11 protein-coding genes are annotated in these 14,181 nt (G+C 53.8%); all 11 read right to left on the bottom strand.

The annotated features are described in order from the left end of the window. Positions 1-13: 13 nt before the first annotated feature. On the bottom strand, positions 14-1,570 hold the full coding sequence (gene nusA, locus TH19_RS01130) for a transcription termination factor NusA (RefSeq protein ID WP_114100476.1): 1,557 nt from the start codon (positions 1,568-1,570) through the stop codon (positions 14-16). A gap of 9 nt (positions 1,571-1,579) precedes the next feature. Further along, a complete protein-coding gene (gene rimP / locus TH19_RS01125; protein ID WP_258547774.1) occupies positions 1,580-2,119 on the bottom strand; it encodes a ribosome maturation factor RimP in 540 nt (179 codons plus the stop codon). Between the two features lie 161 nt (positions 2,120-2,280). Beyond that, on the bottom strand, positions 2,281-2,877 hold the full coding sequence (locus TH19_RS01120) for a biliverdin-producing heme oxygenase (protein WP_114100475.1): 597 nt from the start codon (positions 2,875-2,877) through the stop codon (positions 2,281-2,283). A 105-nt stretch (positions 2,878-2,982) separates the two neighbouring features. Continuing rightward, positions 2,983-4,353, bottom strand: coding sequence for an HlyD family type I secretion periplasmic adaptor subunit (locus TH19_RS01115; RefSeq protein WP_114100474.1), 1,371 nt, complete (start codon positions 4,351-4,353; stop codon positions 2,983-2,985). After that, the gene (locus TH19_RS01110; protein WP_258547773.1) at positions 4,350-6,098 is read right to left on the bottom strand and encodes a type I secretion system permease/ATPase; all 1,749 of its coding nucleotides are present in this window, start codon (positions 6,096-6,098) and stop codon (positions 4,350-4,352) included. Before TH19_RS01110 ends, TH19_RS01115 begins: the two co-directional genes overlap by 4 nt. Positions 6,099-6,212: 114 nt before the next feature. Continuing rightward, positions 6,213-6,950: a calcium-binding protein gene (locus TH19_RS01105; RefSeq protein WP_114100473.1), complete on the bottom strand. Its 738-nt coding sequence runs from the start codon at positions 6,948-6,950 to the stop codon at positions 6,213-6,215. A gap of 182 nt (positions 6,951-7,132) precedes the next feature. Next, complete coding sequence (locus tag TH19_RS01100; RefSeq protein ID WP_258547772.1) at positions 7,133-9,718, bottom strand: TonB-dependent receptor; 2,586 nt, start codon at positions 9,716-9,718, stop codon at positions 7,133-7,135. A 328-nt stretch (positions 9,719-10,046) separates the two neighbouring features. Beyond that, complete coding sequence (locus tag TH19_RS01095) at positions 10,047-10,967, bottom strand: FecR family protein (RefSeq protein ID WP_114100471.1); 921 nt, start codon at positions 10,965-10,967, stop codon at positions 10,047-10,049. Positions 10,968-11,061: 94 nt separating this feature from the next. Next, positions 11,062-11,586 (bottom strand): RNA polymerase sigma factor, encoded by a 525-nt coding sequence (locus tag TH19_RS01090; protein ID WP_258547771.1) that lies wholly within the window; start codon positions 11,584-11,586, stop codon positions 11,062-11,064. 275 nt (positions 11,587-11,861) lie between these two features. Then, positions 11,862-12,581, bottom strand: a complete 720-nt coding sequence (gene trmB, locus TH19_RS01085) for a tRNA (guanosine(46)-N7)-methyltransferase TrmB (RefSeq protein ID WP_114100470.1) — start codon at positions 12,579-12,581, stop codon at positions 11,862-11,864. Positions 12,582-12,751: 170 nt separating this feature from the next. Continuing rightward, positions 12,752-13,924: a methionine adenosyltransferase gene (metK, locus tag TH19_RS01080; protein ID WP_114100469.1), complete on the bottom strand. Its 1,173-nt coding sequence runs from the start codon at positions 13,922-13,924 to the stop codon at positions 12,752-12,754. Positions 13,925-14,181: the final 257 nt, after the last annotated feature.

Below are 14,181 nucleotides of genomic sequence, written 5' to 3'. Positions count from 1 at the left end.
CCTCCGATCGGCCTTAGGCCTCTTCGTCTTCAGCTGCTTCGTCGGTCTCGTCTTCAAGACCTTCGAACCAGCCAAGCTGGCGACGGGCTTCCATAATCAGGTCATTGGCCTGATCCATGGTCATGCTGTCAGCATCGCCGATATATTCGATCAGCTCGTCGCTTGCCAGATCCGCGAAATCTTCGAGGGTTTTGACGTCGTTCTCGCCAAGGCGAACAACAACTGCCAGCGACAGGCCATTGAACTCGACCAGATCATCAGCAACCTTGAGCTCTTCACGGCGCTTCTGGAGACGTTCGGCTTCTTCGGCCAGGAAGGTACGCGCACGGTTGCGCAGTTCTTCCGCGATTTCTTCCTCGAAACCTTCGATTTCTGCCAGTTCGGCCAGCGGCACGTAACCGACTTCCTCGATCGAGGTAAAGCCTTCGGCGACCAGGAGATGGGCGATAACTTCATCAACATCAAGTGCCTTGATGAACATTTCCGCACGCTTGCGCGCTTCTTCCTGACGACGTTCGCTTTCGTCTTCCTCGGTCAGAATGTCGATATCCCAACCGGTCAGCTGCGAAGCAAGACGAACGTTCTGACCACGACGGCCAATCGCCAGGCTGAGCTGATCGTCCGGAACGACGACCTCGATACGGTTTGCTTCTTCATCAAGAACAACCTTGGTGACTTCGGCCGGAGCCAATGCGTTCACAACAAAGGTTGCCGGGTCTTCCGACCACTGAATGATGTCGATTTTTTCGCCCTGAAGTTCGGCAACAACGGCCTGAACACGCGAACCGCGCATACCGACACAGGCGCCGACCGGGTCAATCGAGCTGTCAGAAGACAGAACCGAAATCTTGGCGCGCGAACCCGGATCACGGGCAACCGATTTGATCTCGATGATGCCGTCGTAGATTTCCGGAACTTCCTGGGCAAACAGTTTTGCCATGAAGGTCGGATGGGTACGCGACAGGAAGATCTGCGGGCCACGCTGTTCGCGACGAACATCAAGGATCAGCGCACGAACGCGATCGCCCTGACGGACGGTTTCACGCGGGATCAGTTCTTCGCGGCGCAGGATGGCTTCGGCGCGACCGATATCAACAAGAACGTTGCCAAACTCGACACGCTTGACGACACCGTTGATCACTTCATCAGCGCGGTCTTTATATTCTTCGAACTGACGTTCACGTTCTGCATCGCGAACCTTCTGCACGATGACCTGCTTTGCAGTCTGCGCAGCAATACGGCCAAAGTCGATCGGCGGCAGCGGATCAATCAGGAATTCGCCCAGATTGATGTTTTCATTACGAATACGCGCCTGTTCGAGCGACATCTGTGTGAAGTCGTTCTCAATGTCATCGGTAACTTCGATGAAACGTGCGAGTTTGATTTCGCCGGTTTTGCGGTCGATATGGGCACGAATATCGTGTTCATGGCCATATCTGGAACGGCCGGCCTTCTGGATGGCCTGCTCCATTGCACCAAGAACCTCGTCACGATCAATGCCCTTTTCACGGGCAACGGCATCAGCGACCTGCAAAAGTTCCGGCCGCGGCATTCCCGAAGTTGCTTCCATATCCAACCTCTATTCTGCGTTGTCGTCAGCGCGGCGATTGCCGGTGACATGCGCGATCAATTCATCCGTCAGAACCAATTTCGCCTTTGCGATATCGGCCAACGGCAACAAGACGCGTTCGCCATCGACAATCAGGGCGACCGCATTATCTTCAATTCCATCCAGCAAACCGCTGAAACGGCGACGACCATTGATGGCCATCACCAGTTCGACCTTTGCCTCGAAACCTTTCCACACTGCGAAATGCGTGGCACGGGTCAACGGGCGGTCGATCCCCGGAGAACTGACTTCAAGGTGATAGGCACCCGAAATCGGATCTTCGACATCCATAAGGGCAGAAACCGTACGGCTGATCTGGGCGCAATCTTCTACATTGATGCTGCCTGTCGCATCCGGGCGATCTGCCATGATTTGCAGGATATTGTGGTCCTGTCCCGTCATGGAAACACGGACCAGTTCAAATCCAAGCGCGTTGATCGACGGCTCGATAATTGCCGTGATTTTCGCCATCAACGGATCTTTTAACTGTTGTCCAATCAGCTCAGCCATAAAGCGATGCCATACCCCAAAAAGCACAAAAGAGCGGGCGCGAGGCCCACTCTTTGTCAGAATTTACAAAAAGCTTGGCGGCTTTATACAGCCGGTTTGCGCAGAAATCAAGTCAGGATACAGGCGCACCAAGCCATTCAACCCAAGGATTCAAACCGGCCTTACGCCGGTTGGCTGCTTGATACCAGATTGCGGAAAAACGCAAAGCCATCCACCGCACCTTTGCGCACGGCGGCCTCTTCGTCGTCATCCAGGGTCAAGCCATTGAGTTGTTCGACAAATTCCCGCCAGTGCTTGCCACGACCATCCGCATGACCAGCCAGATGTCGCGCCCCGAAACCGTCATTCAGTCCGATATTGGCAGCCGCCTTTAACAGAAAAGCCGCGCCAAGCGATGATCCTTCGCAAACATAAAGCCAACCGATCCGTTCCGCACCGACCTGCGGAACTGCCAAGCGACTCCTGTCTTTCGGATGTTCTGTTTCCAGATCATCCATATCGCGACAAACCGCGTCAAAGCGGCTACGCTTCGCAAGGCCGGGAATTGTCGCATTCAGGTCTTTGGCGTCATATAACGGCTTCATCCGGGCATGAAAGATATATTGCAGCCCCAAAAAGCGCGCGTAATTGGCGCGGTTGTCAAACGGCGCCATCGCCATGACCATGTTATCAACAGACTGGTGCGCGCTGCGTGTTGACTGTCTGATTTCTTCCAGTCGTGGAATATCCCCAACCGGTTGCCCGACAATTGCATTCATGATTGCCTCATCCTTATGTCCTGTCGGGCCGGATTTCCACCGGCCCCCTGTTTCTGAAACGATTGAAACAGGGCGATATCTGACAAAGGTTCGGTTTTATCGTGATCAGTCTTCGCGAAAGGCCCGGGCGAACTGATCGGAAAGCGGTTTGATCAGATAACTGAGCGCTGTGCGCTCGCCGGTCGCAAGAAACACTTCGACGGGCATCCCCGGCACAAGATCACGACCGTCAAGTCTGGCCACTTCGCCTGCGGAAATTCGGACACGCACAATATAATATGTATCGCCGGTCAGCTCATCACGCTCCAGATCCGCCGCCACGAACAAAACACTTCCCGACAGTTCCGGTGTGGTCCGTTGATTAAATGCGGTGAAGCGCAGAACCGCATCCTGTCCCAACACCACCTGTTCGATGTCGCGTGGACTGATATGGGCTTCGATCACCAGTTCATCCTGATCCGGGACAATCCCCATAATCCGGTCGCCGGCCGCAATCACCCCGCCCACCGTATGAACCGACATCTGATAGACCGTTCCGTCATATGGGGCGCGAATATCGATCCGGCGCAGCTGATCGCGCAGGGCAATCTGCTTTTGCATCAGTTCGGCAATCTGCTGATCGATGTCTGTAAGTTCACCAAGAACTTCGGTTTGGCGATCCCGATCAAGCTGCAGCATCTGCATTTCGGTTTCCGATATCTGCATCCGGGTGGCGGCAATACTGGCTGTCAATTCACCATGCGTCCCATCCAGGCTTGCCCGTTCCCGGCGCAAGGCTGCAACACGGGTGATCGGTACAAGTTGCTTGGCAAACAGCCCTTCAAGGCCGGTCAACTCATCAACGATATGACGTCGTTCTTCTTCATTGGCTGTCTTTTGCGCATTAAGACCAATGATGGTTTCTGAAAGTTGGGCACGCTTCTGGGACAGCTGTTCCTTTTCACCTTCGAGACTGTTTCGTCGGGCGGTGAACAAGTTGCGCTCCGCTGCAATCAGGTCGCCAACCGCCGGATCATCAAGCCGATCCGTAAAAAGATCCGGGATCGGCAGTTCCGAAAGATTGTCACGTTCCGCGGTCAACCGCATGCGACGCGCCGCAAGAGACGACAATTGCGTTTCAACAATCCCAAGGCTTGCGCGCGCCATGGTATCGTCCAGTCGGATCAAAAGATCGCCGGCTGTAACGCGGTCCCCGTCACGCACATGGATTTCGCCAATAATACCACCGTCGGAATGCTGAACATCCTTGACGTTGCTTTCGACGACAAGCTTGCCCGATGCCACAACAGCCCCGGACAATTGCGCCACCATCAGCCAAAGCATCATCCCGAAAAACAGCAGCAGGACAATTCCGCCCCCGACAAGGCTATGCTGACGCAAGGTGTGCAAAGCAGGCGACTTCTGCCCCTTGGTGACAGTATCCGGCCCAAGTCCGGGCTGCTCGGCAGTGCGAGCAGGAATATGCAGGCCGGTCATGCGGTTTCTCCTACCTGATCGCCAACCTGTCGCACTGTTCTGCGCAGAATGTCGTCGCGTTTGCCAAACGCAACCTGCTGGCCATCCTGAATAACGGTTGCCAGGTTGACGGTGGCCAAGGCACCGGGGCGGTGCGCAATCAGAACAACAATCGCCCCGCGGGCGCGTGCATTCTGAACGGCATGCAATAATGCCTGTTCACCGGCGCCATCCAGACTGGCATTGGGTTCATCAAGCACAATCAGAAACGGATCACCAAACAATGCACGCGCCAGACCGATCCGTTGACGTTGACCACCTGAAAGCACAACACCCCCCAGTCCGATCCGCGTGTCATAGCCATTGGGCAGAGACAGGATCATGTCATGCACACCGGCCGACTTGGCCGCCTCGACGATGTCACTCGAACGGGCACCGTTCTGCAAACGGGCGATGTTACGGGCAACCGTGTCGTCAAACAGTTCGACATCCTGTGGCAGGTAGCCAATATGACGGCCCAGCTCGACCGGATCCCATTGCGACAGTTCTGCACCATCCAGACGGATCGTTCCGCCACGTATCTTGCCGATACCAATCAGGGCGCGACCCAAAGTCGATTTACCCGAACCACTTGGCCCAATCACACCCAAGCCGTCCCCGGCACGCAGCGACAGATCATTAACGCGTAATAACACCTTGCCTTGTCCGGGGGTGTTGTTGTCATGGGTACCGACCACCAGATTGGAGACCGCAAGCGTTTCCTTGGGCGCAGGCAGACTGGTCCGTGATGCATCCCGGTTTGCGTTGCCAAGCATCTCATCAAGACGGCGGCGCGCCAGGCGGGCGGCGACAAATCCACGCCAATTGCCAATGGCCTGTTCAATTGGCGACAGGGCGCGTGCTGTCAGGATCGAGGCAGCAATCATCGAACCCGGCGTTACTTCCTGATTGATCGCAAGATAGGCACCAAGTGCAAGAACCCCGGATTGCAGGGCAAGACGGATAACCTTGATAAAGGCCGAGAAGGTTGAATTCACATCGCCAACGGTGGTGTTGTCGCGCAAATAGCGATTGTTCAGCGCCGTCCATGTTTCGGAGAACGCGGCCTCCATGCCCATTGCCCGCATTGCTTCGGCATTGCGACGGCCTGCTTCGACTAGACGTTCGCGATTGACCGTCTGGCCGTTCATGGTGGCGACCTTTTGCCGGGTCACAAGTTCACTGATAAGCGTCAAAACCACCAGCAAGCCGCCGCCGACAAGCGCCATAACGCCCAGCCACGGATGGAAAGCAAAGATGATTGCCAGAAAAACCGGCATCCAGGGCAGATCGCAAATTGCCACCGGCCCGGCACCACCAAGAAACTGTCTGATCTGATCAAGATCATGGAGCGGCTGGTTATTGATCCGCACATTGCGCAAACCAAGTTCGAATGTTTGCGCCAGGGCCGTGGGACCGATTTTTTCGTCAACCCGCCAGCCAATCCTGATCAGCATCCTAGCGCGCAGGGCATCGACACAGCCCAAAAACAGATAGAGAAACCCGACCAGAAGGATCAATGCGACCAGCGTTGGAATATTCTGACTGGCCAGAACCCGATCATAGACCTGAAGCATGAAAAGCGGGCCGGTCAGCATCAGGATGTTGGACACACCACTCAGTGCTGCGACCGCCAGAAAGGCCGCACGAAGGGATGCGATTGCTTCGGACAGGGGCCGTGATGCATCGGTTTGCAAACCTGGCCGGCTGGATGCTTTGCCAAACACGCTTTTTATATTCCAGATAATTGGGATAGGATGAGGTGGGTGCCGCTGTTGCGCGGCACCCTGCAATCAAAGACCTTGTGCCCGTTCCGCTACTTGCGGGATGGGCCGTTTTCGTTAAACGAAGTCGGTTGCATCAAGGTCATTATAGTCAACACCGGTCAAAGTGATGGTGCCGTTGACATGCGTGATCAGCGCATTGCCGTTACCGTCATCGCCGATCGTGACCGAGCTGTAATCAATATCCAGAAGATCGGTGCCGTCCGTGAAATCGGTCACCGTATCATTGCCAAAGCTCGCGCTTTCATCAAAGACGAAGGTGTCCGCGCCGCCATGGCCGGTCAGCACATCATCGCCAGCCCAGCCGGAAATTGTGTCATTGCCGGTGCTGCCATTGATTTCAACACCCTGGGCATCAAAAGTGGCTTCGAGGGTTGCGGTGCTACCGGTGTAGATTCCGGTCAGAACAGCATTGGTATCGCTACCCGACAGGCCCAGTCCCGAGATATCTACTGACGAGTCGGAAAACTCGTACTGGCCGGACCCGCTGTTATAGGCAAGGGTCTCACCAAACGAGAAACCATCAAGGTCGCCGACGATGGTGTGGGTGCTGAGGTCATAGGCAAAATCATTTGCACCAGCAGTCGCAAGAACGGCACCGGTATAGGTCGTGCCGCTGTCAAGATCAGCCGCATAATATTGCGTACCACCAAAACCACCGGGAAGGGCACCGTCAAAGAAGGCACCGTGGTTACCCGAACCAAGCGAAAAACCTGTGTTGAACGCGTCAAACACTCCCTGCAAATCAACGCCATTTCCTGAACTGTCGGCATTCAGATTAATCGTAATAGCCATCTCGGCATCTCCTAGCTTTTGTTCGCCCCAACCATTGAAGCGATGTAATGATATTGAGTCTCATTATCACAGTGAGTCAATATATTTTTTTGTTTAAAAACAATAATTTACATGTAAATAACAAGCTGTTCCGGTCAGGTTAAATACCTGACCGGTTGTCAACTTTCAGATTGTCGAGCGGCTTAGAAGTTACCGCTAAGTGTGATTATTGCGGTACGACCAGCAGCCGGGGCATAAGTCCCGCCTGTTCCCTGGACATAGCCTTCATCAAACATGTTGTTCACGGCAAAGCGCAGCGTCACGTTGTCATTGACCTCGTATGAGCTATAGAAGTCGAAGACCCGATATTTGAAATATTGGCCAACAATGCTGGACGTGCTGGTGCTGCCGAAGTTGTCCTGCGGATTAACAAATGTCGCACGCATCCCCATTACAAGGTCCCGATCAAACAACCGCATACCGCCATCAAGCGTGTATTTGCGCTTTGGCGTCGCATAGATGCCGTATAACTGATTGGCACCACCGTAAATCGGGCTTCCAACGCCGGTTGGAGACAATCCCGTATTGGCATACTGGTCGTAGTCGGTATCAAGAACGAACGGGTTGTAATTGCCCTGCAAATCCATATCGGACAGTGTAAGTGTTCCGCCCAGATAGTACTGACCCGCATCGTAGGACAGCTCCATCTCCGTCCCGTTGATATAAACCGGGTCATCAAGATTGACCATTGCAGCAGCCATCTTGCTTTGTATCAGAAGGCCCGGGATGACGGTCTGTGTTGTCGGCTGCGGCACATAGGCAATGGTTGTGTAATTGTCGATCTTGGACCGGAAATAGGCGATCTTCGCCCGGAAACCATCCCCTTTCTGAACAACATCATTGAATTTGAAGTTGACCCCGACTTCCTGGGTTTCAGATTGTTCCGATTTCAAATTTGCGTTTGAGTAGAACGGGATACCGACGTTACCGATATGGTCACCACTTAACATCGCTTCCTGAATGGTCGGTGCACGCATGTTTTCACGATAATTGGCAAAGAACTGCACACCTTCGATCGGCGAGATACTTGCACCAAAACTCGGCGAGACCTTGCTTTCGGACAGATCAATATCAAGTGGCGTGCCCCCGTCAGAACACAGATTTCCCGATGCCGCCACCGTCTCGCACCAGAACGCATCACCATTAAGATCATAACGGTCATAGCGAAGACCGCCGGTCAGACTGAACATATCATTCCAGCCATAGGTGGCGTTGACATAGCCGCCATAAACATTGCGCTTGCCGCTCGGGGTCGACCCGACAACCTGATAGGCCGCACCATAACCTCCCAAGCCGCCCATATCCGCGGTCGTTTTGGCCTTGTCATGGAACAGTTCTGTTCCGTAATCCAGGCTTACGCTGCTCAGACCGTCTCCGACCTTTTCAAAGGCGATGTCGCTGCGGTTTGAAATATCCGCACCCGTGGTATCAAGGGTGTAATTGTTATCAAACGAGTCTGTGGTAACGGTTCCGGATGTATTGCGACGTTCCGGACGGAACTGGTGGTTTTCGGTCCGCGTCCAGTACAGGTTGGAACTCAGATCAATCAAATCAGATGCCGGGTTCCAGACATGCTTGGCCGTCAGGGTATGAGTTTCGGTTTCGTTAAAGTCGGTATAAAGGTTCGTGACGTCATTGGTTTTGGCGTAGTCACTCATCGAACCGACATAACCAAGATTTAGTTCCTGGTCCTCGGTCAGATAAATGTTTGCCTTTAACAACCCCGAACTCTGTCGCAGAAAAGTATATTCCGGCCGCGAGTTTTCGGTGGAGTAATAGTTTCCGTTGCCGGTGGTAAACAGTCCCGGATTATGAGCCCCGGCACGATAGTTCCCGACAACCTTCCGGCTCACGGCGGCAGAGACATCAAATTTCGGCGACAGACGCACACCCGCGGATGCATCACCGGCAAAGTCGTATGAGTTGGTACCGTGGCTGATATTTACCTTGCCACCCCATTCTTCATCATCATCAAGAATATCCTGGGTATTAAGGGTACGCATCGTCACGATGCCCGCAGATGCACCGGCACCGCCATTTTTAGTCAGATTGCTTTTTTCAATGCCCACTTCTGCAAGCAGCGCCGGATCAAGATAGACACGCGATGTCGTCCCATGGGTCAGCTGATTGTAGTTCTGACGTGCACCATCGATGTTTACGTTAACGCGACCCATTTCTTGCTGACCGCGGACATTAACCGTCAAACCCGGATCGCGGGCATCATTCGCGACATCGACACCGGCCACCTGATTGAAAATTTCGCGGGCTTCGCGCACCGGTGTCTTTTGCATGCTTTCCCGGGTAATCACTGCGACTGAGCCCGGCGTTTCATAGACCTCGTCAGGCACGCCATTTGGCCCCGAGGCCTGCCTGTTTGCCGTGACAATCACCGGCGCGATAACTGTGCCATCAGCCCCCGAGGTATCAGACTTCGGATCAATGATAGAAATCGTCGTGGCATTCAGCACAACCCAGCCCAACCCACTATTTGTCAGCAAATTATCAAGCGCATTTGCGGGCGACATTTCACCTTTGACGACCGGGCTTGTGATCGTATCTGGCAATGCCCCGTCAACGACAACATCGATCCCTGAAACCCTTGAAAACACGACAAGGGCCCGCCCAAGCGATTGGGATTCGATATCGAATTCAAATGATTGTTCTGACAAACCGGCCTGACCGAGTTCCGGTACAGAACCGCCTGTAATCTGCGCAGCTGTCTGGGCCAATACAGCAACCGGGACAAAAGCAAGTAATGCTCCGCCAAGTGCGGTCGCCGCGATCGTTCGTACTCCCCCCAAGGAAGTGAAAGTCGTCCAGTTTCTTTTGATCGTGTGCTTCACACGACCCACCCCGTTTAAAGGCATCGCTATTCTTCTCCTGATTTCACGAGATGCAAATGCTTCGCATTCGTTATTTCGTTACTTTCTGAGACGAGACGGGGAGCCACTTATCTGAATTAAAATAATATTTTTTGAAAATAATTGTTATTCGCATAATAAATCGGCTCGAACCCAGATCGCCATCGATCAGATGCCCTACCTAAACGCAGCAGAATCAAGCCGCCCGAATAACCGTGAGATAATCGGTGAATTGATCAACCTTTAGGGATAATGCCCCGGCAAGGGCCGGCAAGACACCACGTGTCCGATCAAGGTCGACAACCATCGTCACCTTGCGGCGCGCGACGTCATCGCCAATGATCACGATCTTTCCGGCCTGCCACCGTTCAAGAATACGCGCCACATCGCCAAGCTGTTCCCCCATGAAAACAAGCTGACCATTCCGCCAGGCAAGGTCAGTCGTAACATCGACCTTGCGAACCGGCCCAAGCTTATCGGGCCCATAGGTCAGGGCGTGATCAGCTGTAACCTGTGCCATTTGATTGCCAAGCTTTACGGCAACATTTCTGCTTTCTACGGTCACCGTGCTTTCATCGCCAAAATGGGCGATGTCAAATTTCCCGCCGCGCGACCAGCTGTGACCACCAGACGACGCGACAAAAAAGTCACCATTTTCCGGTGCATGGTCAAACCAGACTTCACCGTGATGCAATTCCACACCGGCCGTTCCATATCCGGCCACGAGTGACATGGTCGTGTCACTGGCAAGCGTGGCTTTGACCCCGCCGGGCAAGCTGACGGTACGACGTTCGCCGGTTCTAGTTCGGAAATCCGCCATCGGATGATATCTTTGCGCACCCCAACCAGTGGCAAGAATGCCGGCAAGCAAGCCGCCCGCCATAAAAGCACGCCGTCCAACTTTTGCCTGATTGGCAAGATTGAGGCTCGAACTGCCGCTCCAGACACGTTCAACCTCGCCAAAAGCACGACGATTGCGCGGGTCCTTCTCGATCCAGCGGGCGAAATCCTGACGGTCCTGTTCGGTTTCACTGCCATCAAGCAACAAGGCAAACCAGTACGCTGCCTGTGCCGCAGGCGTATCAAAAGTGCCGTCAATATCGGAATAGCGGTTCATATCAGCAGTTCTGTGAGTTGACCCAAGAAACAAAAACAGCGCTTAGCACCGGCCTTTTTTCAGCCCATTCTATTATGACGGATGTCAGCAGGATTTATCTGATGGCCGGATCTGTTTTTTCGGCCGGCTCCATTACGTCCTTTATCAGGGTAAGGGCCTTGACCATCCGGCTGAAAGCGGTCTGGCTTGGAATACCGAGCTTCTTGCCGATTTCGACATATGTTTTGCCCTCAAGCCGGGCAAGTACGAACACCGCACGAAGTTCACGGGGCAATGTATCAAGGGCATCCTGCAAGCGCCGGAGTTCCTGCCGTGACCATGCAATCTGTTCGGGGCTCGGGCTGTCATCGGCAATCAATTCAAATGCCATGTCCGGCTCGGAAACAAATGAAATGATTCTTTCCCTGCGGAAATGATCAATGACCAGATTGCTTGCCGTCCGATACAGATAGGATTGCGCAAATCGCTGTTCAGGAAGGGATGGCGTTGCAACCACCCGCAAAAACGTATCCTGGACAATATCGTCGGCAAGATGCCACGACAGCTTGCGACGCCGGACAAATTGCACAAGCCGGTGCCTGTAGGTTCGGAACAGTGTGTTGACATCCCAGTTTGTCACGGTGTGGACCTCTGGCTTTTGCAAGCTGCAGGCGTTGCCAGGACATACGATATTCCGGCAGTGAAATGCAGCGACTTCAGGTCAGTAACAGAAGCCTTTTAACGCACATGACAATCATTCTCAATAACAAGTTTTGTGGATTAACCTGTATTTGCTTGGCTCGCATAGTAAAACGGCTTCCGATCAAATGACCGGAAGCCGTTTATTCGTACTGATCGTAATATCCGGATCGCCGGACCATCACCGGACACGCCGATAGAAACTGGCAATAGGTATCAATTTTCGCGCGGTATGCGGCGGAAGCGCAGATAGTTGCACTTCTTGCCCTGACGAAGGGCTTTTTGCTCGTAGCGGGTTTTAACCCAGTCCTGCGGCGGAGTGCGCCAGTCATCGGCCCCCTCGGCCAGCCATTCAAAATCCGGATGGTTGTGCATATGCTGCAAGGTCCAGGAGATGTACTTCATATCATCACTGGCAACCCGAAACTCTGCACCGTCCTTCAGAAGATGCGCCAGCAAAGCAAGGTTTTTCGGGCCAATAAAGCGACGCTCGGCATGGCGTTTCTTGGGCCACGGATCCGGAAACAGCAGGAACGCCCGATCAAAACACGCATCATTGAGCTTATAAAGCAACGGGCGCGAATCATCCGCGACGATGCGCACATTCCTCAGATTACGCTCATCAATGTGACGCAACAGACTTCCAACACCATCCATGAACGGTTCCGCACCGATAATGCCAATATTCGGATTGGCCTGCGCCTGACCGGCAAGATGTTCGCCGCCACCAAAACCGATTTCAAGCCACAGCTGATCATGATTGCCATCGAAATAGCTGTTGGGATCAATCCCGGCCGCATCGGGATAGCTGATACCGATCTTCGGCAACATGGCATCGACCAGCGCCTTGCGGGAATCCTTAAGCGGTCGGCTTCCGCGACGGCCATAGAAGTTCGGGCGATCAGGGGTCGGTAACGGACGTTCTTTGTTGCGCATGGTCGTATCAGTTTATCAGGATCGGAACAAATCTCGGTCGGTGTGATCATCGCGCCGATGCACAGAGATCACATAATCAAAACGGGCGACCCGATTATTTCGGGCCGCCCGCCTCATATCACGTCATGCGAATTTCACAAAACGCACTTTTGCATTGCTGCTGCCTGTGATCAGGCGCCGAATGCCGATTTCAGTTCCCCGACAAGATCGGTGCGCTCCCAGGAGAAGCCACCATCTTCAGTCGGCTGACGGCCAAAGTGGCCATAAGCAGAAGACGGGGTATAGATCGGACGGCAAAGCGACAGATGTTCGCGGATACCGCGCGGGCTGAGATCCATCAGCTGACGCAGAACAGCGCCAAGCTTCTGCTCGTCCACATTGCCGGTGTCGTGGTTGTTGACATACAGTGCCAGCGGCTTGGAAACACCAATCGCATAAGCGACCTGAATGGTGCAACGCTCTGCCAGGCCGGCAGCAACCACGTTTTTCGCAAGGTAGCGGGCAGCATAAGCAGCCGAACGGTCAACCTTGGTCGGATCTTTACCAGAGAACGCGCCGCCACCATGCGGTGCAGCACCGCCATAGGTGTCAACGATGATCTTGCGGCCAGTCAGACCGGCATCACCGTCCGGACCACCAATGACAAAGCGGCCTGTCGGGTTGATGTAAATCTCGTCAGCAGACGGCATCCAGCCTTCCGGTAGGGTTGCTTCGATATACGGCAGAACCAGCGCACGGACATCGTCCTGTGACAGGCCATCAGCATGCTGGGTCGAAACCACAACAGAAGTCGCTGCAACCGGCTTACCATCGACATAACGAAGGGTAACCTGGCTTTTGGCATCCGGGCCGAACTGGGCAGATTTGCCCGAATGGCGATCTTCAGCCATCGCACGCAGAATACGGTGCGAGAACTGGATCGGTGCCGGCATCAATTCGTCGGTTTCATTACATGCGTAACCGAACATAATGCCCTGGTCACCAGCACCAAGGTCTTTTTCACCAGCAGAATCGACGCCCTGCGCAATATCAGCCGACTGTTCGTGAACGTGGCATTCGATTTCGGCAGTCTTCCAGTGGAAGCCGTCCTGCTCGTAACCAATCGCACGGATAGCTTCGCGGGCCTTTTCAATCATGACATCTTTGGTCACGCTTTCAGGACCACGTACTTCACCGGCAAGCACCACGCGGTTGGTGGTTGCAAGGGTTTCAACAGCAACGCGCGAATCTTCGTCAGCGGCAAGGAATGCATCAACGATGGAATCGGAAATGCGGTCACAAACTTTGTCCGGATGACCTTCCGAGACGGATTCGCTGGTAAAAAGATAATCGGAAAGAGACATTAAGACCTTCTCCGGTAATGGGTTTCCAAAACTGGACCGGAGGGCTCTCAGCACCGGGTCGGCGTTGATAGCGCCCACTTAGCCTTTTTTTGTGTGGTGGCAAGCGGTCCAAATCCGTCCACAAATTTCGTGCCATTTTATGGCTGAATGTCGCTTTTGCCTGATCACTTTTTACAGGTCAAGCATCATTGACGCAAAATGGTAACCGGGAAATTGCATAGCCCGGCGACCGGATTGCGCAAAAAGCAAAGGCGCAT

Origin of the sequence: Thalassospira profundimaris (assembly GCF_003326675.1) — a bacterium.
Classification (GTDB): domain Bacteria; phylum Pseudomonadota; class Alphaproteobacteria; order Rhodospirillales; family Thalassospiraceae; genus Thalassospira; species Thalassospira aquimaris.
Note: the sequence above shows the minus strand (reverse complement) of the source record. Positions and strands in the feature narration are given on the sequence as shown.

Coding starts and splice junctions, on each gene's coding strand:
- TH19_RS01115 (WP_114100474.1), bottom strand. CDS start 4,353: ATGACCGGCCTGCATATTCCTGCTCGCACTGCCGAGCAGCCCGGACTT.
- TH19_RS01095 (WP_114100471.1), bottom strand. CDS start 10,967: ATGAACCGCTATTCCGATATTGACGGCACTTTTGATACGCCTGCGGCA.
- nusA (WP_114100476.1), bottom strand. CDS start 1,570: ATGGAAGCAACTTCGGGAATGCCGCGGCCGGAACTTTTGCAGGTCGCT.
- TH19_RS01120 (WP_114100475.1), bottom strand. CDS start 2,877: ATGAATGCAATTGTCGGGCAACCGGTTGGGGATATTCCACGACTGGAA.
- TH19_RS01105 (WP_114100473.1), bottom strand. CDS start 6,950: ATGGCTATTACGATTAATCTGAATGCCGACAGTTCAGGAAATGGCGTT.
- metK (WP_114100469.1), bottom strand. CDS start 13,924: ATGTCTCTTTCCGATTATCTTTTTACCAGCGAATCCGTCTCGGAAGGT.
- trmB (WP_114100470.1), bottom strand. CDS start 12,581: ATGCGCAACAAAGAACGTCCGTTACCGACCCCTGATCGCCCGAACTTC.
- rimP (WP_258547774.1), bottom strand. CDS start 2,119: ATGGCTGAGCTGATTGGACAACAGTTAAAAGATCCGTTGATGGCGAAA.